Origin of the sequence: Sphingomonas sp. ATCC 31555, from assembly GCF_000282895.1 — a bacterium.
Lineage (GTDB): Bacteria > Pseudomonadota > Alphaproteobacteria > Sphingomonadales > Sphingomonadaceae > Sphingomonas.
Map to the genome: position 1 here is coordinate 247,759 of NZ_ALBQ01000014.1, position 23,890 is coordinate 271,648.

Annotated in this window: 23 protein-coding genes, 1 tRNA gene and 1 pseudogene; 12 read left to right on the forward strand and 13 right to left on the reverse strand. The window is 67.6% G+C overall.

Going from position 1 to position 23,890, the window contains the following annotated elements:
• The first annotated feature begins 47 nt into the window (after positions 1–47).
• The 5 genes from B215_RS0108540 to B215_RS0108560 are packed head-to-tail and all read left to right on the forward strand — an operon-like array spanning position 48 to position 4,174.
• Entirely contained in the window at positions 48–920 is an 873-nt protein-coding gene (locus tag B215_RS0108540) for a DUF1932 domain-containing protein (RefSeq protein ID WP_019369228.1), read from the forward strand.
• A complete protein-coding gene (locus tag B215_RS0108545; RefSeq protein WP_019369229.1) occupies positions 917–1,942 on the forward strand; it encodes an amidohydrolase family protein in 1,026 nt (341 codons plus the stop codon). The genes B215_RS0108540 and B215_RS0108545 overlap by 4 nt, the downstream gene beginning before the upstream one ends.
• Complete coding sequence (gene ligA / locus B215_RS0108550) at positions 1,939–2,364, forward strand: protocatechuate 4,5-dioxygenase subunit alpha (RefSeq protein WP_019369230.1); 426 nt, start codon at positions 1,939–1,941, stop codon at positions 2,362–2,364. Before B215_RS0108545 ends, ligA begins: the two co-directional genes overlap by 4 nt.
• Complete coding sequence (locus tag B215_RS0108555; RefSeq protein WP_019369231.1) at positions 2,364–3,209, forward strand: class III extradiol dioxygenase subunit beta; 846 nt, start codon at positions 2,364–2,366, stop codon at positions 3,207–3,209. Before ligA ends, B215_RS0108555 begins: the two co-directional genes overlap by 1 nt.
• A 23-nt stretch (positions 3,210–3,232) precedes the next feature.
• The gene (locus tag B215_RS0108560; RefSeq protein ID WP_019369232.1) at positions 3,233–4,174 is read left to right on the forward strand and encodes a Gfo/Idh/MocA family oxidoreductase; all 942 of its coding nucleotides are present in this window, start codon (positions 3,233–3,235) and stop codon (positions 4,172–4,174) included.
• Between the two features lie 4 nt (positions 4,175–4,178).
• Here the strand turns inward: B215_RS0108560 and B215_RS0108565 are convergent, their stop codons facing one another.
• Positions 4,179–5,078, reverse strand: a complete 900-nt coding sequence (locus B215_RS0108565; RefSeq protein WP_019369233.1) for a helix-turn-helix domain-containing protein — start codon at positions 5,076–5,078, stop codon at positions 4,179–4,181.
• 116 nt (positions 5,079–5,194) lie between these two features.
• Here B215_RS0108565 and pobA point away from each other — a divergent pair.
• Both pobA and B215_RS0108575 read left to right on the forward strand, forming a co-directional pair.
• A pseudogene (gene pobA, locus B215_RS19840) lies at positions 5,195–6,364 on the forward strand (4-hydroxybenzoate 3-monooxygenase).
• 2 nt (positions 6,365–6,366) lie between these two features.
• Complete coding sequence (locus B215_RS0108575) at positions 6,367–7,377, forward strand: aldo/keto reductase (RefSeq protein WP_019369236.1); 1,011 nt, start codon at positions 6,367–6,369, stop codon at positions 7,375–7,377.
• A 39-nt stretch (positions 7,378–7,416) separates the two neighbouring features.
• Here the strand turns inward: B215_RS0108575 and B215_RS0108580 are convergent, their stop codons facing one another.
• The 3 genes from B215_RS0108580 to B215_RS0108590 form a co-directional block, all read right to left on the reverse strand.
• Complete coding sequence (locus B215_RS0108580; protein ID WP_019369237.1) at positions 7,417–8,106, reverse strand: GntR family transcriptional regulator; 690 nt, start codon at positions 8,104–8,106, stop codon at positions 7,417–7,419.
• Positions 8,107–8,147: 41 nt separating this feature from the next.
• Positions 8,148–9,233 carry an aromatic ring-hydroxylating oxygenase subunit alpha gene (locus B215_RS0108585; RefSeq protein ID WP_019369238.1) on the reverse strand — a complete coding sequence of 362 codons (1,086 nt, stop codon included), beginning with the start codon at positions 9,231–9,233 and terminating at the stop codon, positions 8,148–8,150.
• Positions 9,234–9,424: 191 nt separating this feature from the next.
• Positions 9,425–9,515: transfer RNA gene (locus B215_RS0108590), tRNA-Ser, on the reverse strand.
• A 78-nt stretch (positions 9,516–9,593) separates the two neighbouring features.
• On the opposite strand from B215_RS0108590, the gene B215_RS0108595 reads away from it, so the two are divergent.
• Complete coding sequence (locus tag B215_RS0108595) at positions 9,594–10,481, forward strand: peptidylprolyl isomerase (protein ID WP_019369239.1); 888 nt, start codon at positions 9,594–9,596, stop codon at positions 10,479–10,481.
• Positions 10,482–10,490: 9 nt separating this feature from the next.
• Here the strand turns inward: B215_RS0108595 and B215_RS0108600 are convergent, their stop codons facing one another.
• From B215_RS0108600 to B215_RS0108615, 4 genes are read right to left on the reverse strand one after another with little or no spacing between them, the layout of a single operon-like run.
• Complete coding sequence (locus tag B215_RS0108600; RefSeq protein WP_019369240.1) at positions 10,491–11,087, reverse strand: ABC-type transport auxiliary lipoprotein family protein; 597 nt, start codon at positions 11,085–11,087, stop codon at positions 10,491–10,493.
• An 8-nt stretch (positions 11,088–11,095) separates the two neighbouring features.
• Positions 11,096–12,061 carry an MlaD family protein gene (locus B215_RS0108605; RefSeq protein WP_019369241.1) on the reverse strand — a complete coding sequence of 322 codons (966 nt, stop codon included), beginning with the start codon at positions 12,059–12,061 and terminating at the stop codon, positions 11,096–11,098.
• The gene (locus tag B215_RS0108610; RefSeq protein WP_019369242.1) at positions 12,061–12,879 is read right to left on the reverse strand and encodes an ABC transporter ATP-binding protein; all 819 of its coding nucleotides are present in this window, start codon (positions 12,877–12,879) and stop codon (positions 12,061–12,063) included. The genes B215_RS0108605 and B215_RS0108610 overlap by 1 nt, the downstream gene beginning before the upstream one ends.
• Positions 12,876–13,985, reverse strand: coding sequence for an MlaE family ABC transporter permease (locus B215_RS0108615; RefSeq protein WP_019369243.1), 1,110 nt, complete (start codon positions 13,983–13,985; stop codon positions 12,876–12,878). Before B215_RS0108615 ends, B215_RS0108610 begins: the two co-directional genes overlap by 4 nt.
• A gap of 61 nt (positions 13,986–14,046) precedes the next feature.
• Between B215_RS0108615 and B215_RS0108620 the strand changes: the two genes are divergently transcribed.
• Positions 14,047–14,721 carry an HAD family hydrolase gene (locus tag B215_RS0108620; protein WP_019369244.1) on the forward strand — a complete coding sequence of 225 codons (675 nt, stop codon included), beginning with the start codon at positions 14,047–14,049 and terminating at the stop codon, positions 14,719–14,721.
• 90 nt (positions 14,722–14,811) lie between these two features.
• Positions 14,812–16,521: a histidine kinase famiy protein gene (locus B215_RS0108625; protein WP_019369245.1), complete on the forward strand. Its 1,710-nt coding sequence runs from the start codon at positions 14,812–14,814 to the stop codon at positions 16,519–16,521.
• A 16-nt stretch (positions 16,522–16,537) separates the two neighbouring features.
• Here the strand turns inward: B215_RS0108625 and B215_RS0108630 are convergent, their stop codons facing one another.
• From B215_RS0108630 to B215_RS0108645, 4 genes are all read right to left on the reverse strand, one after another.
• On the reverse strand, positions 16,538–17,545 hold the full coding sequence (locus tag B215_RS0108630) for a glycosyltransferase family 4 protein (RefSeq protein WP_019369246.1): 1,008 nt from the start codon (positions 17,543–17,545) through the stop codon (positions 16,538–16,540).
• 112 nt (positions 17,546–17,657) lie between these two features.
• Entirely contained in the window at positions 17,658–19,241 is a 1,584-nt protein-coding gene (locus B215_RS0108635; protein ID WP_019369247.1) for an alpha-amylase family glycosyl hydrolase, read from the reverse strand.
• Between the two features lie 256 nt (positions 19,242–19,497).
• Entirely contained in the window at positions 19,498–20,613 is a 1,116-nt protein-coding gene (locus tag B215_RS0108640) for a glycosidase (protein ID WP_019369248.1), read from the reverse strand.
• 37 nt (positions 20,614–20,650) lie between these two features.
• Positions 20,651–20,959 carry a chorismate mutase gene (locus B215_RS0108645; protein ID WP_026009094.1) on the reverse strand — a complete coding sequence of 103 codons (309 nt, stop codon included), beginning with the start codon at positions 20,957–20,959 and terminating at the stop codon, positions 20,651–20,653.
• 81 nt (positions 20,960–21,040) lie between these two features.
• Between B215_RS0108645 and B215_RS0108650 the strand changes: the two genes are divergently transcribed.
• Positions 21,041–22,054 (forward strand): polyprenyl synthetase family protein, encoded by a 1,014-nt coding sequence (locus tag B215_RS0108650; protein WP_019369250.1) that lies wholly within the window; start codon positions 21,041–21,043, stop codon positions 22,052–22,054.
• A gap of 22 nt (positions 22,055–22,076) precedes the next feature.
• On the opposite strand, the gene B215_RS0108655 is transcribed toward B215_RS0108650, so the two are convergent.
• Positions 22,077–22,298, reverse strand: coding sequence for a hypothetical protein (locus B215_RS0108655; RefSeq protein ID WP_019369251.1), 222 nt, complete (start codon positions 22,296–22,298; stop codon positions 22,077–22,079).
• A gap of 60 nt (positions 22,299–22,358) precedes the next feature.
• Between B215_RS0108655 and hrpB the strand changes: the two genes are divergently transcribed.
• Positions 22,359–23,890 (forward strand): ATP-dependent helicase HrpB (hrpB, locus tag B215_RS19845; RefSeq protein ID WP_019369252.1); only part of this gene is annotated, 1,532 nt, incomplete at its 3' end.

The following is a 23,890-nucleotide window of genomic DNA, read 5'->3' on the forward strand; positions in this document are numbered from 1 at the left end:
GGCGGATTCGATTGGCAGCGTGCGGGCGCCTCGGCCATGCCGGGTCCATGCAAGACACGATCGCCCTGATCGGCTTTGGAGAGGCTGGATCGACCTTCGCCCGCGCCGGCGGCTGGGAAGCGGGTGCGCGGGCATATGATCGCAAGACTGACAGCACCGATGCCGCCGCCATGCATGATCGCTATGCCGAAGCCGGCGTAGAAGGCGCAGCGACGTTGGCCCAGGCGCTGGCGGGGCGCCCGCTGGTGCTGTCGCTCGTCACCGCCGACCAAGCCCTTGCTGCGGCGGAAGCCGCCGCGCCCCACCTCGCCCCCAACGCGCTCTATTGCGACGGCAACAGCGTCGCCCCGCAGACCAAGCAGGCCGCCGCGCGCGTGGTGCAGGCGGCGGGCGGACACTATGTCGACCTCGCCATCCTCGCGCCCGTCGATCCCGCCCGGCTAGCCGTGCCGCTGCTGCTGAGCGGCGCACAGGCGCAAGCGGCCGCGACCGCGCTCGCCGCGCTTGGCTTTCAGAACATCAGCGTCGTTGGCGATGCCGTCGGCCGCGCCTCGTCGATCAAGATGATCCGATCGGTGATGGTGAAGGGCATCGAGGCGCTCACCGCCGAATGCATGCTCGCGGCGGAAGCGGCGGGGGTGCGCGACGCGGTGCTCGCCTCGCTCGACGCCAGCGAGCGCCCGCGCCCCTGGGAAGGGCGCGCCGATTACAATCTAGATCGTATGATGATCCACGGCCTGCGCCGGGCCGCCGAGATGGAAGAAGTGGTCAAGACGCTGGAGGCGCTGGGCACCGGCGCCGCGATGACGCGCGGCACGGTCGAACGGCAGCGCGCGATCGGCACGCTCGGGATCGGCGCGCCGCCCGAGGGGCTGGCCGAGAAGCTCGCCGCGATCGAGGAGAGGACGAAACCCGCATGACGATGATCATCGACTGCCACGGCCATTACACCGTGCTTCCCAAGGGGCATGATGCGTGGCGCGAGGCGCAGAAGGCGGCGTTCAAGGCCGGCACCTTCCCGCCGCCCTATCCGGAGATCAGCGACGACGAGATCCGCGCGACGATCGAGGCGAACCAGCTGCGCCTGATCCAGGAACGCGGCGCCGACCTGACGATCTTCTCGCCTCGCGCCTCGGCGATGGCGCCGCATGTCGGCGACGAGAAGGTGGCAAAGGAATGGGCGCGGCGCTGCAACGATCTGATCGCCCGGGTCGTCGGCCTCTATCCTGAGACATTCGTCGGCGTGTGCATGCTGCCGCAGAGCCCCAAGGCCGATATGCAGGGCTCGATTGAGGAGCTCGAGCGCTGCGTCACCGAGCTCGGCTTTATCGGCTGCAACCTCAATCCCGATCCGGGCGGCGGCCATTTCACCCATCCGCCGCTCACCGACCGTTACTGGTATCCCTTTTACGAGAAGATGGTCGAGCTGGACGTGCCGGCGATGATCCACGTCTCTGGCAGCTGCAACCCGGCGATGCACGCGACCGGCGGCTATTACATCGCCGCGGACACCGTGGCGTTCATGCAGCTGCTGGAAGGCGACCTCTTCAAAGATTTCCCGACGCTGCGCTTCATCATCCCGCATGGCGGCGGTGCGGTGCCCTATCATTGGGGGCGCTATCGCGGGCTGGCCGACATGCTCAAGAAGCCGTCGCTCGACGAGCATCTGATGCACAACATCTTCTTCGATACCTGCGTCTATCACCAGCCCGGCATCAACCTGCTGGCCGACGTGATCGACAACAAGAACATCCTGTTCGGATCGGAGATGGTCGGCGCCGTGCGGGGCATCGATCCCACCACCGGGCAGTATTTCGACGATACCAAGCGCTATATTGACGCGCTGGCGATCAGCGACGCCGAGCGCCACGCGATCTTCGAGGGCAATGCCCGCCGCGTCTTCCCGCGGCTCGACGCTAAGCTGAAAGCGAGGGGGCTATGAGCGCCAAGGAAAATGCGGGGCATACCGATATCCACGCCTATCTCGCCGAGCTGGAGGATATCCCCGGCACCCGCGTCTACACCGCGGCGCGGGCACGGCGCGGCTATTGGATGAACCAGTTCGCGATGAGCCTGATGACCGGCGACAATCGCGAACGGTTCAAGGCCGACGAGCGCGCCTATCTCGACGAATGGCCGCTGACCGAGGAGCAGAAACAGGCGCTGCTCGACCGCGACTATAATCGCTGCCTCGATCTGGGCGGCAACATCTATTTCCTCGCCAAGCTCTTCTCAACCGATGGCCTCAGCTTCCTGCAGGCAGTGGGTACGATGACGGGCATGAGCACGCAGGAGTATCAGGCGATGATGATCGCCGGCGGCCGTTCGCCGCAGGGCGTCCGCTCGATCCGGGAGAAACGTTGATGGCACGGATTACCGCGGGCGTCGCGACCAGCCACGTCCCTGCCGTGGGCGCGGCGATGGATCTCGGCAAGACCGCCGATCCCTATTGGCAGCCGGTGTTCGCCGGCTATGACTGGTCGAAGCAGTGGATCGCGGGCGAGAAGCCCGACGTCGTGATCCTGGTCTATAACGACCATGCCTCCGCGTTCGATATGCGGGTGATCCCGACCTTCGCCATCGGTTGTGCCGAACGCTATGGCATTTGCGACGAGGGCTGGGGGCCGCGCCCTGTGCCGGACGTGATCGGCCATCCCGATCTCGCCTGGCATATCGCGCAAAGCTGTATCCTCGACGAATTCGACATCACGATCGTCAACGAGATGCAGGTCGATCACGGCCTGACCGTGCCGCTGAGCGTGATGTTCGGCCAGCCCGAGGCGTGGCCGGTCAAGGTCGTGCCGGTGGCGGTGAACGTCGTCACCTACCCGCCGCCCTCGGGCAATCGCTGCTGGCTGCTCGGCGAGGCGATCGCGCGGGCGGTGGCGAGCTATCCCGAGGACCTGAACGTGCAGGTATGGGGCACCGGCGGCATGAGCCATCAGCTCCAGGGGCCGCGCGCCGGGTTGATCAACGCCGAATGGGACAATCGCTTCCTCGATCTGATGAGCGGCCCGCACGGCGATGAACTCCGCGCGATCCCGCATATCGAATATCTGCGCGAAACCGGGTCCGAAGGCATCGAAATGGTGATGTGGCTGATCATGCGCGGCGCGCTGGGGCGCGACGTGCGGGCGCTGCACCGCCATTACCACGTGCCTGCTTCCAACACCGCGATCGGGCATCTCGTGCTCGAACCCGTCCGCTGATCCAAGACTTACAGGAGAAACCCATGCGTATTGCCCTGGCCGGCGCCGGCGCGTTCGGCGAAAAGCATCTCGACGGCCTGAAGCTGATCGACGGGGTGGAGATCACCTCGATCATCAGCCGCACCGCCGACCAAGCCGCCGCCGTGGCCGAAAAATACGGCGCCAAGCATCACTCGACCGAGCTGGCGGATGCGCTGGCCCGCGACGATGTCGATGCAGTGATTCTCTGCACCCCCACCCAGATGCATGCCGAACAGGCGATCGCCTGCATGAACGCGGGCAAGCATGTCCAGGTCGAGATCCCGCTGGCGGACAGCTGGGCGGACTCGCAGGCGGTGCTCGCCAAGCAGCAGGAGACGGGGCTGGTCTGCATGGTCGGCCACACGCGCCGCTTCAATCCCAGCCACCAATGGGTGCACAACCGCATCACCGCGGGCGAGCTCGCCGTTCAGCAAATGGACGTGCAGACCTATTTCTTCCGCCGCAAGAACATCAACGCAAAGGGCCAGCCGCGCAGCTGGACCGACCATCTGCTCTGGCACCATGCCGCCCACACGGTGGACCTGTTCGCCTATCAGGCGGGCAAGATCGTGCAGGCGCATGCGGTGCAGGGGCCGATCCATCCCGAGCTGGGTATCGCAATGGACATGTCGATACAGCTGAAGAGTGAGACTGGCGCGATCTGCACCCTGTCGCTCAGCTTCAACAATGACGGGCCGCTCGGCACCTTCTTCCGCTATATCTGCGACAACGGCACCTACATTGCGCGCTACGACGATCTGGTGAACGGCAAGGAAGAGCCGATCGACGTCAGCAAGGTCGATCTGTCGATGAACGGCATCGAATTGCAGGACCGCGAATTCATTGCGGCGATCCGCGAAGGACGCGAGCCGAACAGCTCGGTGGCCAAGGTATTCGATTGCTACCGCGTGCTTGGCGCGCTGGAGACGCAGCTGGCAGGGTAACTGCTTATCCTCCCCCTGGCGGGGGAGGATTGCGGATCCGTTCCGCTCGAAATCGCCGCGGCGACACCCCGACATGCCGCGCGAAGAAGCGCGAGAAATAGGCGGGGTCTTCGAAGCCCACCGCATCGGCGATCTCCGCCACCGACAGCTGCGAATAGAGCAGCAGCCGCCGCGCCTCGAGCAACGCGCGGGCATCGAGCATTGCGGCCGGGCTCGTCCCCGCCACCTGTGTGCAGGCAAGCCGCAGCGCGGTGATGCTCACCCCCAGCGCACGCGCGTGAATGCTCACCGGCTCCCGCAGACGAAACCGCGCCTCGATCCGCGCACGCAGCCGCGCGACGGTCTCCGCAGCGCGGCGGCTGCCCGATTCCGGCGCGCTTGCCGGCCGGGCCTGGCGCAGGCTGCGGACGAGGATGGCGAGGAGCGTCGCTTCCACCGCCGCACGCTGCCCTGGCGCGGCCCAGTTCAGTTCTCGCTGCACCTCGGCGAGCAGCCCCGCCACCGCATCGCCCTCCGTAGCGCCGAGCGCCAGCGCCCGAGGCGCGCGGAACAGCGCTTCCAGCGCAGCATCGCGGGTGGCGAGCTGGGCGAGATAGGCGTCGGCGATCGTGCACACCCAGCCACGCGATTCCAGATGCCAGGCAAAGCCATGAACGATCCCCGCCGGCACCAGCAGCAGCGCGGGCGCATCGAACGTCACCGTCGTCGCCTCCGCCGTCATCGATCCGCCGCCCTCGGCGATCAGGATCAGATGGTGCAGATCGCGGTGGAGATGCGGGCGAATCGTCCATTCGCTGGGCCGCGACCTATCGTCGAGGCTTTCGACATGCACAAAGCCTTCCGCCACACTGCGCTGAGGCTCGCCGTACAGGTAAAAGGCGGGGACAGGGCTGCGGTCGCGCATATGGCGATGCTGGCACGATCGGGCGAATCGTCCAAGTAAAAGGTTGACCTTTCCCTCCCGCTCCGCGCGGCGCTGCGGCAGCATGCTGCGCAACAAGAACGGTATGGAGAGGGCATATGCGAACTCAGGTTGCGATCATCGGCGCAGGCCCCGCCGGGTTGTTGCTCGGCCATCTGTTACGCGCGGAAGGCATTGAGGTGGTCGTCGTCGAGCGCGCCACGCCCGATTATGTCCTCGGCCGCATCCGCGCCGGGGTGCTGGAACGCACCGCTACCATGCTGATGGAGCGCATCGGGCTCGCCGAGCGGATGCACCGCGAGGGCCTGCCGCATGACGGCTTCGCGCTGGCCGATGGCGACCGGCTGATCCGCATCCCCGTTACCGAGCTTACCGGCCATCATGTGCTGGTCTATGGCCAGACCGAGCTCACCCGCGACCTGATGGACGCTGCCCCTGAACGCGGTCTCCAGGTGATCTATCAGGCCGCCGACGTGGCGCTGCACGATATCGACAGCGACGCGCCCTATATCACCTACATCCGGGAAGGGCGGGAGGAGCGGATCGACGCCACCTTTATCTGCGGCTGCGACGGCTTTCACGGCCCGTCGCGCAAGGCGATTCCAGCCGGCGTCGGGGCCGTATATGAAAAGGTCTACCCGTTTGGCTGGCTCGGCATCCTGGCGGACGTACCGCCCTGTCATCACGAACTGATCTACGCCAATCACGATCGCGGCTTCGCGCTTGCCTCAATGCGGTCGGAGACGCGCAGTCGCTAGCACATCCAGGTGCCGCTCGACGAAACCGTCGAGGACTGGCCCGACGATCGGCTGTGGGACGAGCTGGCGGTGCGGCTGGGGCCGGAGGCGGCAGCGAACCTCACCCGCGGCCCTGCGATCGAGAAGTCGATCGCGCCGCTCCGCTCCTTCGTGTTCGAGCCGATGCGTCACGGTCGGCTGCTGCTTGCCGGTGACAGCGCACACATCGTGCCGCCCACCGGCGCCAAGGGGCTGAACCTCGCCGCCTCGGACGTGCACTATCTTTCCGAAGCGCTGGTCGGCCACTTCAAGGGCGGCGATCCCGACGCGATCGGCGGATACTCGCAAAAGGCGCTGGCGCGGGTCTGGAAATCCGAGCGCTTCTCGTGGCAACTGACCAAGCTGATGCATCGTTTTCCCGAGAGCGATGCGTTCGACCGCCGGATGCAGCTGGCCGACCTGGACTATATCGCCACGTCGCGCGCGGCCCAAACGACGATCGCCGAAAACTATGTAGGATTGCCGCTCTGACCATGCCGACGCTTCCCACCCGCACCATCGGCCCGTTCACCGTCTCGGCGATCGGGCTGGGCTGCATGAATCTCAGCCACGCCTATCTGCCGCGGCCCGATGCACGCGAGGCCGAACGGCTGCTGCACCATGCGCTGGAGTGCGGCGTGACGTTCCTCGACACCGCCGCGCTCTATGGCTTCGGCGCCAATGAGGAACTGCTGGGCCGCACCGTGATGCACCGCCGGGGCGAGTTCACCCTTGCAAGCAAATGCGTGCTCGGCGGATCGGACGGCAAGCGTGGGATCGACGGCAGCCCGTCGGCGATCGCCCGCACGCTGGAAGACTCGCTGCGGCGGCTCAACACCGACCATATCGACCTCTATTATCTCCATCGGCTCGACCCGGCCGTTCCGATCGAAGACTCGGTCGGCGCGCTCGCCCGCGCGGCGGAGGCGGGCAAGATTGGCGCGATCGGCCTGTCGGAAATGTCGGCAGCGACGCTGCGGCGGGCCCATGCCGTGCATCCGATCGCGGCAATGCAGACCGAATATTCGCCCTGGACGCGCAATCCCGAGATCGCGGTGCTCGATGCCTGTGCGGAGCTGGGCACGGGCTTCGTCGCCTTCTCGCCGGTCGCGCGCGGGCTGCTCGCCGGGGGCGTTGGGGCCGAAGGCGTGCCCGAGGGCGATTTGCGCCGCGGCATGCCGCGCTTCCAGGACGAGAACCTCGCGCACAACCTGGCTATGGCGGCACGCTTCCGCGCCATCGCCGATGGGGCCGGCTGCACCATGGCGCAGCTCTGCATGGCTTGGCTGCTGTCGCGGCGCGACTTCATCGTACCTATCCCGGGCACGACCCGGATTGATCACCTCGACGACCTGCTCGGCACGTTCCACCGGCCTGTTTCGTCCGATGCGCTGGCGCAGGTCGACGCGCTGTTCCCGCCCAACGCCGCCGCCGGTCCCCGCTACGCGCGGGACGCGCAGTCGCAGGTGGATACCGAAGTCTGGGACGGCGAAGCGCTGGCGTGAGGCGCTCCCGCTTCCCGGCGCCGGGAGTGGAAGAAAGGGCTACCCCGCCAGCATCCGGAACGCCTTTCGGTTGGCGGTCGCCGCGCCGGCATGGGCCCGCATCAGCCGTTCGGCCTGCCCGGCATCGCCGCTGACGATTGCGTCGAACACCGCCCGGTGTTCGCGATGGGCGGCAGACAGGTGGCGATACTCGCCTTCCAGATCGTCCCAGTCGAGCGCCAGCGCCGCCGCCGAGGCGAAGGGCAGGTGGTTGTTGCGCGCCAGCGCCAGTGCGATCGAAGGATTGGCGCTGGCCGCGATCAGCAGATCGTGAAAGGCCAGGTTGTAGCGATAGAAGCCATCGAGATCGCCATCGGCAAGGTGCCCCTTGGCGAACAACGCGTCCCCTTCGGCAAGAATGGCTTCGAGCTGCGCCTGTTCTGCCGGCGTCAGCCGACGTTCGGCCAGCCGCCTGGCGGCCAGCCCTTCCAGCACGCCGCGCACTTCGATCGCGCCGGTGATCGCCTCCGCATCGACCGCGCGCGGCGTATAGCCCCGCGCGCCGAGCTTCACGACCAGCCCTTCATGCTCCAGCGCCCGCAGCGCGGTGCGCACCGGCATGCGCGAGACGCCCAGCGCCTCCGCAGTGGGAATCTCGGCGATGCGGTCGCCAGGCTTGATCGTGCCGTCGGCGATCATGCGGCGCAGTGCGACCAGCACCTGCTGGCCCGGCTTGGCAGGCTTTTCCATCGCGCGTGCTTAAAGCATCGGCACGGCGCCGGGCCAAGGGGTTAGGCGGCCGCTTCCACTTCCGGCGGCCGTTCGGCGGCGATCGCGCGATCGATCATCAGCCGCGAACGCACGCCGCCGGCATCGATGTTCAGCTTCATCAGCCGGCGATCCGGATACCTCAGGAGGTTCTGCTGCTGTCGCTCCAGCATCTCCAGATCCTCGCCGAAGATCTTGCCCTGGCCGGTGCGGATCGTGTCGGTCAGCGCCCGGTCCTCGACGGCGAAGCGGCGCGCCATCCCCCAGAAATAATGGTGCGAGGTTTCGGTTTCGGGCGTGATGAAGTCGACGACGGTGCTGGATGCCTTCCAGCGATCCTCGGCATGATAGCCGCCCTTGCCGGCCAGCGCGACGCCGACTTCGATCAGCACATGGCTGGGCAGGGTGAAGCGGCAAATCTGCCAGCGATCGACCGGCTGGTCGTCGGGCAGGCCCGCGCCACGCAGCGCCATTTTCCAGAAGGGAGGCGCCTCGATCCCGTCCATGAAGCGGCGGGTGACGACCTGCCCGTCCTCGACCAGCGTTTCCACCGGCGCCTCGTCGATTTCCTTCTGGCCGATGCTGGTGCTGTGGACATAGGTCTCGTGCGTGAGGTCCATCAGGTTGTCGACCATCAGCCGATAGTCGCAATCGATATGATAATAGCCGCCGCCATAGGCCCATTCGGGGCTCTCCGCCCATTCGAGATGGTGGAGCTTGCCCGGGTCAGCGGTCTCGGCGTCACCGGGCCAGACCCAAATAAAGCCATATCGCTCGATCACGGCAAAGCGTCGGACGCCCGCGAACTTATCGACCTTCTGCCCGGGCATGGACGTCGCGCGGCCGGCGCAGCCCATCACCAAACCGTGATAGCCGCACACCAGCTCGCCATCGCGCACGAAGCCCAGCGATAGGGGCGCGCCGCGATGGGGGCAGAAATCCTCCAGCGCAGTCACGTGGCCTGCGGCGTTGCGGAAGAACACCATGGGGCGGCCGCAGATCGTGCGGCCGAGCGGGCGATCGGAGAGCTCGTCCGCGGCCGCGGCGACGTACCAGGCATGCAGGGGCCAAGGGGAGGAAACCGGCGTTTCGAAACGGACCCCAGACATAAGCACCTCACCACCAGCTCTATAATTGGATCCAATAATGACGATACCGTGGATTTCGTCAAGGGCCAGATGACGTAACCGGCGAGCGCGGCCGCGCAGTCATGATCTTCAACGACGATGACACCGAACGTGCGTCAAACGCGGTGTTGAGCAGGTCAGGCGAGGGATAAGTTGAGGGCCCCAAGGGTAAGTGGCGGAGCGGGAGGGATTCGAACCCTCGATACGGTTTTGCCGTATACTCACTTTCCAGGCGAGCGCCTTCGACCACTCGGCCACCGCTCCGCAGGATACCTGGAAGGCGCGGCCCTACCGTTCCTTGGGCGGCTAGGCAAGCGCCCGTTGGCATGCCAAGCTTCCCCCATGGCAAAAACCCTGCTCGTCCTCGCCGCGACCCTCGCCGCCGCGCCGCTCGCTGCCCAGAATGCCCCGCAGACCGGGGCGCCGCCGCGGCCAGCCCCCTCGGCGGCAGAGCCGGCGCCGGAGGACTGGCGCGACCTCCCCGATGACGAGATCCTGCTGATCCAGCTGAAAAACGGGCGGCAGGTGGCCGTCCGCCTGGCCGCGCGCTTTGCGCCGGCGCATGTCAGCAATATCCGCAAGCTCGCCGCCGCGCGGTGGTGGGATGGAGAAAGCGTCTACCGCGTGCAGGAAAACTGGGTCGCGCAATGGGGCGACCCTACCGAAAAGAAGCCGCTGCCGCCCGAGATCCTCACCCGGCCGCCCGCCGAGTTCGAGATCGGCGCCTTCACGCCGGCGCAGCGCCTGCCGAAGCCCGATTCCTACGCCACCGCCACCGGCGTCACCGCCGATGGCTGGCCGATCGCCAGCGACGGCAAAGCGGCCTGGCTGACCCATTGCTACGGCATGGTGGGCGTTGCCCGCGACGCGCTGCCCGATACCGGCACCGGGGCCGAGTTGTTCACGCCGATCGGCCAGTCGGCACGGCGGCTGGACCGCAACTACACCGTGGTCGGGCGGATCATCGAGGGGATGCCGTTTCTCTCCGCCCTGCCGCGCAGCGAAGCGGCAATGGGCGTGTACGCCAGTGCGGACGAGCGGGCGCCGATCCTGTGGGTCCGGCTCGCCAGCCAGTTGCCCCCGGACGAGCGCCCGCACTTCCAGGTCCGCACCACCGACAACCCGCGCTATGCCGCGATGATCGCGCTGCGCGAAAACCCCGCGCCACCCACGGTCGCGACGGGCATCAACGTCTGCGACTTGCCGGTGGCGGTGCGCCGCCGGCCCTGAGCCGCGCGACTATTTGCCCAGCCAGTCCGCCACTTCCGCGGCGACCTGGTTCGCGGCCTGGTTGAGCGCCGGGCCCACGCTGGCGGTGTCAATCGCGCGCACCGGCACCCGCGCCTCGAAACGCCGGCGTTCGAAGCCTTGCGCCCCTTCACGTCCGATGGCGGCGTCGAAGGTAACCACGGCCTCCATGCTCGGCGCATCGACGCCGAAGGCGCGCAGATCGCCGCCCAGGCTGGCGCTGGGCGTCGTGAGCGACTGGCGGCGGCTGAGCACGATCCGGCCGGTCCGTGCGGCGATGGTATCCGCCAGCAGCCGGCCGAACAGGCTCGCCGGCCCTTCCACCCATTGCGCTTCGTCTACATAGGCGATCGTGGTGCCGCCGTCGCCCGAATGGACCGGCACCCGCGTGGTCGCCAGTTCCTGCGGCGCATTAATCGGTGCGATCGCCACAGCCTTCACGGAGCCCGATTGCTGCACCGCGCCGGGCGCGAGCGACGCCGACGACTGGAGCGTCAGCAGCGAGGGCGGCGGCTTGGCCCCGAACGAGATGCACGCCGAAAGCGGCACGGCAGCAAGCAGCGCTGCGGCGATGAGGGGCTTCTTCATCCGGTTCCTCACTTCTTCGGCTTGTAGGTGGGCAGCGCGGGTGCCGAGATCAGGCTGGAGGCGCCCCCCTGATCCAGCCGATGCGCGACGTTGGTGAGCGCGATCGACATCTCGCGTAGGTCCTGCACGAGCTGGCCGACTTCAGGCATGGTTTTGTTCGAGAAGGTCTGCAGGCCCGGCCGCGCATCGCCAATCGCCGCGTCCAGTGTCTCCACGCTCTTGCGAGCCGAGCTGATCGTGGCGTTCAGATTGGCGATCGTCGGCTTGATGTCGTTCGCCATCATGCCGTTGGTCGTTTCCGCCAGTTGGCCGATCTGCTGCGCGGCGGCGCCCGCCTGCTGGATGGCGACGCGGGTTTCGGCCAGCGTGGCGGCAATCTCCGGCCCGCGATCGGCGAGCGACTTGGTCAGCCGGTTGGTGTTGGCAAGGATGCCCGCGATCGACTGCTGGTTCTTCGAATCGAGCAGATCGGAAACGCGTTCGGTAAGTGTGGTCAGCCGCTCGAGCAGCTTCGGTGCGGAGCTGAGCAGCGCGCCCAGGCCGCCCTGCTTGGTCGGGATTACCGGCACGCCCAGCGGACAGGCGGCGCGGGGATTGTCCTGCGGGCATTCGATCGGCGGCTGGCCCTTCACCGCGCCGTCGAGCTGCACGGTGCTGGGGCCAGTGAAGCTGCCCTGGATGGTCGCGTTGGTGCCTTCGAGGATCGGCACGTCGGGCCGCACGCTGATGCGCACGCGCACCAGGCTGGGGTCCGGACGCCAGAACTGGATTTCCTTCACCTGCCCGGCGGGGACGCCCGAGAAGCTGACCGACGAGCCGGGGCTGAGCCCATCCACCGACTGGCGGAAGAAGATGTCATACTGGCGCTCGTCGCCGCCGCCCAGTCGCGATAGCCAGACGATGAACAGGCAGAGCACGGCGAGCAGGATCAGCACCACCGCACCGACCAGCACATGATTGGAACGCGTTTCCATCAGTCCCTCTTATCCTCATGCACCCGCCGGTTCGGGCCCGCGACCGCGGCGCGTCCGCGCGGTCCGTTGAAATATTCCTGGATCCACGGATGATCCAACGCCAACAGCTCGGGAATCGTGCCCACCGCGATCACGCGCTTGTCCGCCAGCACCGCGACGCGGTCGCAGATGGCGTAGAGCGTGTCGAGATCGTGGGTGATCAGGAACACGGTAAGGCCGAGCGTCTGCTGGAGCGACGCGGTGAGCTCGTCGAACGCCGCCGCGCCGATCGGGTCGAGGCCCGCGGTCGGTTCATCGAGGAACAGCAGCTCGGGATCCAGCGCCAGCGCCCGCGCCAGGCCCGCGCGCTTCTTCATGCCGCCGGAAAGCTCAGCGGGATATTTGGGGCCGGCTTCGGGCGGCAGTCCGGTCATCACGACCTTGTAGGCGGCGATTTCCTCGAGCAGCGCCTGGTCCAGCCCCGGGTAGAATTCCTTGAGCGGCACCTGGACGTTCTCGGAAACGGTCAGCGTGGAAAACAGCGCCCCGCCCTGGAACAGGATGCCCCAGCGCTTGCGGATCTCCAGCGCCTCGGTTTCGTCGCGGCCGATCGTGTTCTCGCCGAACACGTCGACCGTCCCGTCCAGCGGCGGCTGGAGGCCGATGATCGAGCGCATCAGCACCGATTTGCCGGTGCCGGACCCGCCGACGACGCCAAGGATCTCGCCGCGGCGCACGTCGAGGTCCAGCCCGTCATGGACAAGCTGCTCGCCAAAGCCGTTGCGCAGCCCCCGGACGCGGATCAGGACTTCGCGGTCGTCCGTACGGTCGTCGCTCATGTCCAGCCCACCTCGCTGAAGAATACCGCGAAGAAGGCATCGAGCACGATCACCAGGAAGATCGCCTGGACCACCGCCGTGGTGGTGCGCTGGCCGACCTGTTCGGCATCGCCTTCCACCTGCATGCCGTGGAAACAGCCGGCGATGGCGATGATTGCGCCGAACACCGGCGCCTTGATCATCCCGATCCACAGATCGGTTATCGGCACCACTTCGCGGATGCGGGCGATGAAGGTGACGGGCGGGATCTCGAGGCTCACCCAGCACAGCAGCCCGCCACCCAGAATCGACACGATCGAGGAATAGAAGCCTAGCAGCGGCAGCATGAACACCACCGCCAGCACGCGCGGCAGCACCAGCGCCTCCATCGGCGAGACGCCGATCGTACGCATTGCATCGATTTCCTCGGTGAGCTTCATCGTGCCGATCTGCGCGGCAAAGGCGGAGCCGGAGCGACCGGCGATCATGATCGCCGTCATCAGAATGCCGAGTTCGCGCAAGGTGAGCCGGCCGAGCAGGTTGATCGTGTAGATTTCCGCACCGAACTGGCGAAGCTGCACCGATCCCTGCTGGGCGATGACGATGCCGATCAGGAAGCTCATCAATCCGATGATGCCGAGCGCGCCGACGCCCACCACCTCGAATCGCTGCACCGTCGCGTTGAAGCGGAAGCGGCGCGGATGGAGGATGACGTTCCACAGCGCGATCACCGTCGCGCCCATGAAGCCGAGCAGGCCGTACAGCGTCTTGCCCGAATTGATGACCGCGCCGCCGATCTCGTTGAGCGCGCGGGTAAACGAACCCTGTGGCGGCGGCGGCAGCTGGATCGGATGTTCGGCGGCGATCACCTGATCAAGCAGATGCTGCTCGTCGGCGCCCAGCCCTTCGATCGCCGCGCCGCGATCGCGGGCGAAGCGATGCACGACCCAGGCGCCCACCGTATCCATCCGGCCGATGTCGCGCAGGTCGAGGCGTGCGACCGTACCGTCGACCGCGTCGAGCCGTTGCGGCAGATCGCCGAGACAGGACAAAGAGAGGTTGCCGGAGAAGCGGAGCACCGCCTCGCCGTTCAAATCGGAGCGTTCGAAGTCGGCGGGTGCCCTCATCAATACCCCCTTTCCGCGATTCCGGCTGGAACGGCAAGTTCCTCCGTGGCTAGAGGGCGCAATGCAACGCCTCGCCATTTACGACATGGACAAGACCATCACCGCGAAACCGACCTGGACGCGGTTCCTGCTGCACGTCGCCCGCACGCGCGCGCCATGGCGGCTGGGCCTGTTCCCGCTCGTCGGGCTGGGCGGGCTGGCCTATCTGCTGCGCCGGATCGATCGCGCCGGGCTGAAGCGCCTGTCGCACCGGCTGCTGCTGGGCCGCGCGCTGCCGCCCAACGACATGCGCGTCGTGGCGGAAGCGTTCGCCGAACTGGAACTGCAGCGCGGCGTGCTGCAGGGCGCGCGCGCGCAGATCGCGGTGGACCGCGCCGCCGGCTATCGGCTGGTGATGGCCACCGCATCGCATCGCTATTATGCCGAGGCGATCGGCACGCGGCTGGGCTTTGACGATGTGATCGCCACCAATGCGAAGCGGGACGGGCACGGACATATTCTCTCCGATCTCGAAGGCGAGAACTGTTACGGGCCCGTAAAGCTCCACATGGTCGAAAATTGGTTGGCAGAGGCGGGGCTGCTGCGCGCGAACTGCCGGATTCGCGCCTATTCGGACCATGTATCCGACGCGCCGCTGCTCAGCTGGGCCGACGAAGCCTTTGCGGTCAACGCGCACGGGCCCTTGCGGCGACTGGCGGAGGCGCGGGGCTGGGCCATGCTCGATTGGCGCGGCTGAGCTTTTTTCCGTAAGGGATCCAAAGGGTTCGCAACCGAAACAGCCCATCATGCATTATCCTGCCCGATAAATGTGGTCGTGAGGAAGCGTGTGGAACGTGACGAGGTGGAACAGCCGCCGGCAACGGGAGTGCCCGCGGGGCCAAGTCTGAAGGACGTGACTTCCTATAGCCCGACCGGCGATCATCCCACGCACCATTGGAAACGCTCGACGGTGACGGTGCCGGGGCTGGGCGACCGCGGCACGATTTTCTTCGCGGCGCTGCAGATGACGCGCATGCCGATGATCATCACCGATCCGCGCCAAGACGATAATCCCATCGTCTTCGCCAACAAGGCGTTTCTCGATCTTACCGGCTATGAGGAAAGCGAGATCCTCGGCCGGAACTGTCGATTTCTGCAAGGGGCCGAGACCGATCGCGACGCGGTAGCGGAACTGCGTGAGGCGATCCATCGGCGCGAAGCGATCGCGCTGGAACTGGTCAACTACCGGCGCGATGGATCGTTCTTCTGGAACGCCGTGTTCGTGGCGCCGGTGCTCGATACCGATGGCGAGCTGCTGTACTTTTTCGCTAGCCAGCTGGACGTGACGCGCCGCCGCGCTTCCGAACAGGCGTTCCGCCAGGCGCAGAAAATGGAAGCGATCGGCCAGTTGACCGCAGGCCTGGCGCACGACTTCAACAACCTGCTCCAGGTCGTCTCCGGCAACATCGACATCGTTGCCAACCAGGTGGAGGACGAGCGGCACCAGCGCCTGCTCACCAATGCCGCGCGCGCCGCCGACCGCGGCTCGAAGCTGACGCGGCAGCTGCTCGCCTTCGCGCGCAAGACGCGGCTGGAGCCCCGCCGGGTCGAGCTGAACCAGCTGATCCACGAATTCGGCGATCTGCTCGACAATACCGTCGGCGCGCAGATCCGGCTGGTGACCGCGCTGGAGCGCCGGCTGCCCGAAGTCCAGATCGATCCGACCCATCTGGAAATGGCGATCCTCAACGTGCTGCTGAACGCACGCGATGCGATGCCGCGCGGCGGCACGGTGACGATCTCGACGCGGCTGTGGAAGCTGAACGGCGACGCGCCGATGCACCAGCTGCCCGAGGGCGATTATGTGGTGCTGACGATCCGCGACGAAGGTAGCGGCATGGCCGATGATGTCCGCCGTCGTGCGACCGAGCCCTTCTTCACGACCAAGGGCGCCGAGCGCGGCACCGGCCTGGGCCTCGCTATGGTGCATGGTTTCGTCCAGCAATCGCTCGGCCGCCTGGAAATCGACAGCGCCCCGGGCGAGGGCACCGAGGTGCGCATGCTGTTCCCCACGGCGGCCAGCGCCGAGGTTGCGGCGCCGCCGCCTGCGGCGAAGCAGGAGCCGGGCCGGGGCGTCGCCGGCGGCAGCGAGACGATCCTGCTCGTCGAGGACAGCGACGATGTGCGGGCGCTGGCGCAGGAGCAACTGACGGCGCTCGGCTATCGCGTGCTGCTGGCGGCGAGCGGCGAAGAGGCGCTGGAGCGGATCGAGGCGGAGCCGATCGATCTGCTGTTCACCGATATCGTGATGCCCGGCGGGATGAGCGGGCTCGAGCTGGTCGAGCAGTTCCACGCGCTGCATCCGGAAACGCCGGTGCTGATGACGACCGGCTATAACGAGGATCTGGTGGCGGACATCCCGCGTGGCAGCAATCTGGACGTGATCGGCAAGCCCTATCGCCGCGAGCAGCTGGCGGATCGCATCCGTGCCGCGCTGGACCGGCGTTCGCCGGAGCCGCGCCGCACGGGCAACCCTTTCGGCGCCGTGGAGGCCTGAAGCCCCCGCCGGGCCATCAGGCGCCCAGGATGCGACGATAGAGGGCGATATACTGGTCGGCCATTGCCTCCACCGAAAAGCCCGCTTCGATTGCGGCGCGGCATGCCGCGCGATCGAGCGTGGCGGCGCGGTCGACCGCGCTGGCCGCTTCTTCCGCCGAATCGAGCAGCAGGCCGGTGACGCCGTCCGCGATCAACTCGGGCATCGAGCCGCGTCGGACCGCGATCACCGGGGTGCCGCACGCCATCGCCTCGATCACCGACAGGCCGAAGGGCTCGTCGAAATTGATCAGGTGGAGGAGCGCGCGAGCGCTGCCCAGCGCCTTGATCCGCGCCTCGCCGCCGACCGGGCCGTGATAGACGATGCGATCGTTCAGATGCGGCTGCACGTCGCGCTCGAAATAGCCCTGGTCCTGGACGATGCCGTACAGGTTCAGCCGGCGGCCGGTGGCCTGTGCGACGGCGATCGCCTCGGCCGCGCCCTTGTCCGGGTGCATGCGGCCGAAGAACAGCAGGTCGTCGCTGCCGGTCGCGTCGAAGGCGAAGTCGGCGAGCGGGATGCCGTGGTGGATCGTCGCGGCATAGCGCAGCGCCGGGTGTCGATCGGCATCCGAGATCGCGACATAGTGCACGCGGTCCTCGAACGGCTTGTACATCGGCAGGATGCGCTCGGAGGAAAAGCCGTGGATCGTCGTCACCATCGGCGTGTCGATCAGCGGGGCATAGGCGTGGGCGGGGAAATCGGCCTGGTTGTGGATCAGGTCGAACTCGGATGCGCGGGCGAAGAGGTGCGACTGGTGGGCATATTCCCACACCTTCGCGTCGATCGCGGGATCTTCTTCATAGCCGCGCGGCACTACGCCGGCGAGGCGCGCGGTGGTGACAGAGTCCTGCGTGGCGAACAGCGTGACGTCGATACCCTTGGCGACCAGCGCCTCGGTGAGCAGGCTCGTCACCAGCTCCCAGGGGCCGTAGTGCCGCGGCGGGGTGCGCCACGCGATCGGCGCGAGCATGGCGATCTTCATGCGCGGCTGCCCCTTGCCCGTCCGTGCCCCTGCGAAAGCAGGGGCCCAGGGTAGGAGAGCGAATCGCTTGGGGCTCTGGGCCGCTGCTTTCGCAGGGGCACGGGAGGGGTGTTCATGCGAGCAGGATGCCTTGATTCGGGGCGAGGGGGAGGGTGGTGCCTTCCACATGCAGTTCGTGGCCGGGCGTGGTGAGCGCAGGCGCCAGCGCGGCGGCCCATTCCGGCAAGGCCAGCGTCTGCGGCGCATTCGACAGGTTGAGCGCCACGAGCACGCGCGCGTTTCCATGCCGCCGTTCGTAGGCGAGCACCGCACCGTCGCTCGACACCGCCTGCCAGCTTCCCACCGACAGCGCCGGATGCGCGCGCCGCAGCCGGAGCAGCGCGCGGGTGAAGGCCAGCATTGAACCCGCCGCGTCCCGCTGCGCCATCACGTTGCGCTCCGCCCAGTCGGGGTTGAGCGGCAGCCACGGCTCGACCGAGCTGAACCCGGCATGCGCGCTCGCATCCCAGGGCATCGGCGTGCGGACCTCGTCGCGGTTGAACGCGGTGTCGGGCTCGCGCAGCGCTTGCGGGTCGCGCACCCGGTCGGGCGGGATGGCCACGTTGGGCATGCCGAGTTCGTCGCCCTGGTACAAGGTCGGCGTGCCGCGCAGCGTGAGGAGGAGCATCATCGCGACGGCTGCCTGGTCGGGCCCCACCCGCGAGGCGACCCGCGGCTTGTCGTGGTTGCCGAGCACCCAGTTGGGCCAGCCATCGGCGGGCAGCGCGCCTTCATAGTCGGCGATCAGCTGCGCCAGCGCCCCGGCATCCCAGCGCGCATCGAGCAGATGGAAGTTGAAGGGCAGATGCACGCCGTTCCCGCCCTCGCCATAATAAGCGACGAGGCGCGGGATCGGCAGGTAGATCTCGCCGATCAGCACGCGCTCGGGATAGTCCTCCGCGACGTCGCGCATCGCGGCGATGATCTCCATCATCTCGGGCTGGTCGGCCGAGTGGACCGGCAGCAGCCGCTCGATATCCTGCATCCCGTCGCGCCAGTCCGGATTGGCTGGGTTATCGGGGAAGTCGGGGTGCTTGATCGCCAGCCACAGCACGTCGATGCGGAAGCCGTCGACCCCGCGCTTGAACCAGAAGCGCATCGCGTCGAGCATCGCCGCGCGCAGATCCGGGTTGCGCCAGTTGAGCTCGGGCTGCTCCTTGAGGAACTGGTGGAGATAATATTGGCCGGTGGCGTCGTCCCATTCCCAGGCGCTGCCGCCGAAATAGCTCTGCCAGTTGTTGGGCGGCCCGCCATCGGGGCCGGGATCGCGCCAGATATACCAGTCGCGCTTGGGGGCGTCGCGCGAGGAGCGGCTTTCGCGGAACCAGGGGTGCTGATCCGAGCTGTGGTTGGGCACGAAATCGAGCAGCAGCTTCAGGCCGCGGGCATGGGCTGCGTCACGCAAGCGCTCGAAGTCGGCGAGCGTGCCGAAGCGCGGATCGATCCCGCAATAATCGGCCACGTCATAGCCGAAATCGGCCATCGGCGAGGGGAAGATCGGCGACAGCCACACCGCGTCCACGCCGAGATCGACCAGATAGTCCAGCCGCGCCGTCACGCCGGCAAGATCGCCGATGCCGTCGCCGTTCGAGTCGTTGAACGAGCGCGGATAGACTTGGTAGATCACGCCCTTCTGCCACCAGAGCGGTTCGGTCATCGGGGGCTCCTCGCGAAATTTCCTCCCCGGAACGGGGAGGGGGGTGTAGCTGCCGACAGCGATGTGCCGGGGGCACATCGCGGCAGCGAAACCGGCCCGCGAAGAGAGCCGTGGGCGCAGCATGGTGGAGGGGCCGCTGCGGCACGCGGCGGTGGTCCGGCGCGCGTCACCCGCACCGCACCTGCGGCGCGGCCCCTCCACCACCGCCTGCGGCGGCGGTCCCCCTCCCCGTGCCGGGGAGGAATTTTAGGGCTAATCACCGGAATCGTTCCTTCGGAATATGCGTGATCCGGCACGCCAGGTCCGCCTCGCCGCTCGCGACGATGTAGCGATCTCCGGCATCGACCAGCCCGGTGGTGAATACCACCGGCGTCGGCAGGTATAGCTGGTGCGCGATGTCTGCGGTCAGCGCGGGATTGGCCTCCAGCAGCGGCACCGTGTCTTCCTGCCGCAGGATCACGCTCGGGTTGTCGCGCTCGAGCAGCGCCCAGAAGCTGCGATAGATGCCGACCGCGTCGCGCTTCTCCACGCCGTGATAGATCAGCAGCCAGCCCGCCTCGGTCAGCACCGGCTGGCTGCCGCCGCCGATCCGCTGGTTCGAGGTCGAACCCTTGCGCGCGCGGATTCCCGGCTGGTCGAGCGGCTTCCAGTGCAGCCCGTCGGGCGAGCGGGCGAGGTTGATCGACGGGCCGCCCAGCCAGGGGGAGTCGTCCGGATAGGCGAAGTACACCTCGCCCAGCGGCCGGGTGAGCGCGTGGAAGAAGCCGTCGATCCGGCCTTCGAACAGCAGCATGTCCTTGTTCTGGTGATCGAGCACCACCCCGAGCAATTCCCAGTCGAGCCCATCGGTCGAGCGGTACATGGCGGTGCAATGCCGTTCGGCCGATACGCCGCACACCGTCATCCAGTAGGTGCCGTCGATCCGCGTGATCCGCGCATCCTCGACGCCATAGTCGAGGTAGCTGGCCGTGGGCGCGATCGCCTTGTCGTAATGCACTGCAACCACCGTGCGGCCCTCGGCATCCAGCTCCACCGGCAGCAGCCAGGACAGCGAGGTGAGGCCGAGCAGCCTCGGGTTGCGGCCCTTCAGCGCGAACTGGCGCGGATCGCCCATGTCCAGCCCCGCCACCGGGTGCCGATCGAGCACATAGCCCGAAGGTGTCCAGCGGATCGCGCGGGCGTGGCTGCCGTCCACGGGATCGCGCAGCGCCTCCGCCACGCGCACCATCAGCAGCAGGTTGCCGTTCGGCAGCCGCGCGAAGCCGGGGTTGAAGGCGCCCAGCACATAGGTCGCCTCGTCCACGCCCGCCCGTAGCGGCGACCGGTCCAGATCGACATCGTCGGGCCGGAAGATCAGGTAATCGTCGCTCAAGCGCTTGCCCCCTTGGGTTTCACGCCCAGCAACGGAGTCAGGCTCCCGCGGTTCCGGCTTCGGTTCCCGCTTCCTGCGCCTGGCGATGGTGGCGGATCACCTCGTCGATGATGAAGCGCAGGAATTTTTCGGAAAATTCGGGGTCGAGATCGGCATCCTGCGCCAGCGCGCGCAGCCGGGCGATCTGCGCTTCCTCGCGGCCTGGATCGGCAGGGGGAAGCCCGGCCTCGGCCTTGTAGCGCCCCACTGCCTGGGTCACCTTGAACCGCTCGGCGAGCATGAAGACGAGCGCCGCATCGATATTGTCGATGCTCTGGCGAAAGCGGATCAGCGTCGCGTCGGTCATGGCATTCTCTTTTGCCGCTGCGGCACGGCCATGCAAGCGCCTCTTGCCTTTGCAGGGCACAAAGGCCAGAGGCTCCAGCATATGAGCGCAACCGTCCACCGCCTGGGGTCGCGAACCCAGCCCTCGCTCGATCCGATCATGGCGCTGGTCGCCCAGGACATGAACCTGGTGAACGCGGTGATCCTCGATCGCATGCAGTCGGAAATCCCACTGATTCCGGAGCTCGCCGGCCATCTGATCGCCGGCGGCGGCAAGCGGATGCGGCCGATGCTGACGCTCGCAAGCGCGCGGCTCCTCGGCTATGCCGGCACGCGCCACCACAAGCTGGCCGCGGCGGTGGAGTTCATCCACACCGCGACGCTGCTGCATGACGATGTGGTCGACAGTTCGGATCTGCGCCGGGGCCGTCGCACCGCCAACATCATCTGGGGCAACCCGGCCAGCGTGCTGGTCGGCGATTTCCTGTTCAGCCGCTCGTTCGAACTGATGGTGGAGGCGGAGAGCCTGAAGGCGCTGCGCATCCTTTCGGGCGCCAGCGCGATCATCGCCGAGGGCGAGGTGAACCAGCTCACCGCGGTGCGCCGGATCGATCTGTCCGAGGATCGCTATCTCGATATCATCGGCGCGAAGACCGCCGCGCTGTTCGCCGCCGCCTGCCGCGTGGCAGGCGTGGTGGCCGAGCGTCCCGAGGCGGAGGAACTGGCGCTCGACGCCTATGGCCGCAACCTCGGCATCGCCTTCCAGCTGGTCGACGATGCGATCGATTACGTGTCGGATGCGTCGACCATGGGCAAGGATGCCGGCGACGATTTCCGCGAAGGCAAGATGACGCTGCCGGTGATCCTCGCTTATGCGCGCGGCAACGAAGCGGAACGCGCCTTCTGGAAGGAAGCGATCTCCGGCCGCCGCATCTCGGACGAGGATTTCGCCGAGGCGATCCGGCTGGTCCGCAATTGTCGCGCGGTGGACGATACGCTCGCCCGCGCCCGGCATTACGGCCAGCGCGCCATTGATGCGCTGGGCAGCTTCCGCGCCTGCGAGGCGAAGGACGCGATGGTCGAGGCCGTCGAGTTTGCGGTGGCGCGCGCCTATTGACGCGCGCCCCGGCCGTGCGGGCTTAATCGTCCGCCGGCTTTTCCTCGTCCTCGTCCTCGTCCTCGACTTCCAGAGCGTCTTCCTCGTCCAGGTCGAGCACTTCTTCGATGCCCTCGACGATCAGGTCGAGCTGCTCGTAGCTCGCCGTCATTTCGATGGTTTCGCCCTCTTCGTCTTCCAGGTGCAGCGTGTACTCGCCGTCGCTGTCCGGGGTGATGGTGAACTGGGAAAGGATTCGTGCCATGTCGCGCTCCTTTGGCGGTGAGTCCGCCTAACCACGCTTGTCCCGAATGGTTGCAGCCGAATGACGTCCACTCTGCCGATCCACGCTGTTTTGCCGGCGCTGCTCGATGTTCTGCGCGGCGGCAGCAACGCCGTGCTGGTCGCGCCGCCCGGCGCCGGCAAGACGACCGCGGTGGCGCCGGCGCTGCTGGGGGAGGGCTGGTGCACCGGGGAAATCCTGCTGCTCTCCCCGCGCAGGCTGGCGGCGCGCGCTGCGGCGGAGCGGATGGCGGCGCTCGCGGGCGAGGGGGTCGGCAAGACCTTCGGCTATGCCACCCGCATGGATACGAAGCGCTCGGCGGCGACGCGGGTGACGGTGGTCACCGAGGGCATTTTCGTCAATCGCATCCAGTCCGATCCGGAGCTGGTGGGCGTCTCCGCCGTGCTGTTCGACGAGGTGCATGAACGCAGCCTCGACAGCGATTTCGGGCTGGCACTTGCGCTCGATGCGCAGGGCGCGCTGCGGCCGGACCTGCGGCTGGTCGCGATGTCGGCGACGCTCGACGGCAGCCGCTTCTCCGGGCTGATGGGCGACGCGCCGGTGGTGGAAAGCGAAGGCCGCAGCTATCCGCTGACGCTGCGCCATCTCGGCCGCGCGGCCGAGGCGCGGATCGAGGACTCGGTTGCCAGCGCGGTGCGCCAGGCGTTGCGCGAAGAAGAGGGCGGCATCCTAGCCTTCCTGCCCGGCGTGGCGGAGATCGAGCGGACCGCCGAGCGACTGGGCGACATCGGCGGCGCGGTGCTGCACCGGCTGCACGGCAGTCTGGAGCCCGCCGCCCAGCGCGCCGCGATCGCGCCCGATCCGGAGGGACGGCGCAAGATCGTGCTGGCCACCTCGATCGCCGAGACCTCGCTGACGCTCGACGGCATCCGCGTGGTGGTCGATTCCGGACTGGCGCGGCGCCCGCGCTACGATCGCGCGGCGGGAATGACGCGGCTGGTGACCGAGCGGGCCAGCCAGGCGGCGGTGACCCAGCGGGCCGGCCGCGCGGCGCGGCAGGGGCCGGGCACCGCCTACCGCCTGTGGGAAGAAGCCGCGACGGCGGGGCTGCCCCGCTTCGATCCCCCCGAAATCCTCGAGGCCGATCTGTCGGCGCTGATGCTCGACTGTGCGCTGTGGGGCGTCACCGATCCGCGCCAGCTCGCCTGGCTCGATCCGCCGCCCGAGGCAGCGATCGCCGAGGCGCGGGCGCGGCTGGGGGCGCTGGAGGCGATCGACGCCGATGGCCGCCCGACCGAGCATGGCAAGGCGATCGCCCGCCTGCCGCTGCCGCCGCGGCTCGGCCATATGCTGGTGCGCGCCAGCGAGCGCGGCATGGCGCGAACCGCGGCGGCGGTCGCCGTGCTGCTCGGTGAGCGCGGGCTGGGGGGCAATGACGCGGACCTCGACCTGCGCCTGCGTCGCTGGAAGGGGGAACGCGGCCAGCGCGCGGAGAATGCGCGGCGGCTGGCCGAGCGATGGAGCAAGCTTGTTCCCCCTCCCGCAAGCGGAAGGGGGCTAGGGGGTGGGCCCCCGCTCTCCACGTGCGAATCCGGTGCGGATGCCGGGGGGGG

Coding starts and splice junctions, on each gene's coding strand:
- B215_RS0108655 (WP_019369251.1), bottom strand. CDS start 22,298: ATGGCACGAATCCTTTCCCAGTTCACCATCACCCCGGACAGCGACGGC.
- B215_RS0108545 (WP_019369229.1), top strand. CDS start 917: ATGACGATGATCATCGACTGCCACGGCCATTACACCGTGCTTCCCAAG.
- B215_RS0108540 (WP_019369228.1), top strand. CDS start 48: ATGCAAGACACGATCGCCCTGATCGGCTTTGGAGAGGCTGGATCGACC.
- B215_RS0108650 (WP_019369250.1), top strand. CDS start 21,041: ATGAGCGCAACCGTCCACCGCCTGGGGTCGCGAACCCAGCCCTCGCTC.
- B215_RS0108565 (WP_019369233.1), bottom strand. CDS start 5,078: ATGCGCGACCGCAGCCCTGTCCCCGCCTTTTACCTGTACGGCGAGCCT.
- B215_RS0108620 (WP_019369244.1), top strand. CDS start 14,047: ATGCAACGCCTCGCCATTTACGACATGGACAAGACCATCACCGCGAAA.
- B215_RS0108555 (WP_019369231.1), top strand. CDS start 2,364: ATGGCACGGATTACCGCGGGCGTCGCGACCAGCCACGTCCCTGCCGTG.
- B215_RS0108605 (WP_019369241.1), bottom strand. CDS start 12,061: ATGGAAACGCGTTCCAATCATGTGCTGGTCGGTGCGGTGGTGCTGATC.
- B215_RS0108600 (WP_019369240.1), bottom strand. CDS start 11,087: ATGAAGAAGCCCCTCATCGCCGCAGCGCTGCTTGCTGCCGTGCCGCTT.
- B215_RS0108560 (WP_019369232.1), top strand. CDS start 3,233: ATGCGTATTGCCCTGGCCGGCGCCGGCGCGTTCGGCGAAAAGCATCTC.
- B215_RS0108595 (WP_019369239.1), top strand. CDS start 9,594: ATGGCAAAAACCCTGCTCGTCCTCGCCGCGACCCTCGCCGCCGCGCCG.
- B215_RS0108630 (WP_019369246.1), bottom strand. CDS start 17,545: ATGAAGATCGCCATGCTCGCGCCGATCGCGTGGCGCACCCCGCCGCGG.
- B215_RS0108585 (WP_019369238.1), bottom strand. CDS start 9,233: ATGTCTGGGGTCCGTTTCGAAACGCCGGTTTCCTCCCCTTGGCCCCTG.
- B215_RS0108610 (WP_019369242.1), bottom strand. CDS start 12,879: ATGAGCGACGACCGTACGGACGACCGCGAAGTCCTGATCCGCGTCCGG.
- B215_RS0108645 (WP_026009094.1), bottom strand. CDS start 20,959: ATGACCGACGCGACGCTGATCCGCTTTCGCCAGAGCATCGACAATATC.
- B215_RS0108580 (WP_019369237.1), bottom strand. CDS start 8,106: ATGGAAAAGCCTGCCAAGCCGGGCCAGCAGGTGCTGGTCGCACTGCGC.
- B215_RS0108615 (WP_019369243.1), bottom strand. CDS start 13,985: ATGAGGGCACCCGCCGACTTCGAACGCTCCGATTTGAACGGCGAGGCG.
- B215_RS0108575 (WP_019369236.1), top strand. CDS start 6,367: ATGCCGACGCTTCCCACCCGCACCATCGGCCCGTTCACCGTCTCGGCG.
- ligA (WP_019369230.1), top strand. CDS start 1,939: ATGAGCGCCAAGGAAAATGCGGGGCATACCGATATCCACGCCTATCTC.
- B215_RS0108635 (WP_019369247.1), bottom strand. CDS start 19,241: ATGACCGAACCGCTCTGGTGGCAGAAGGGCGTGATCTACCAAGTCTAT.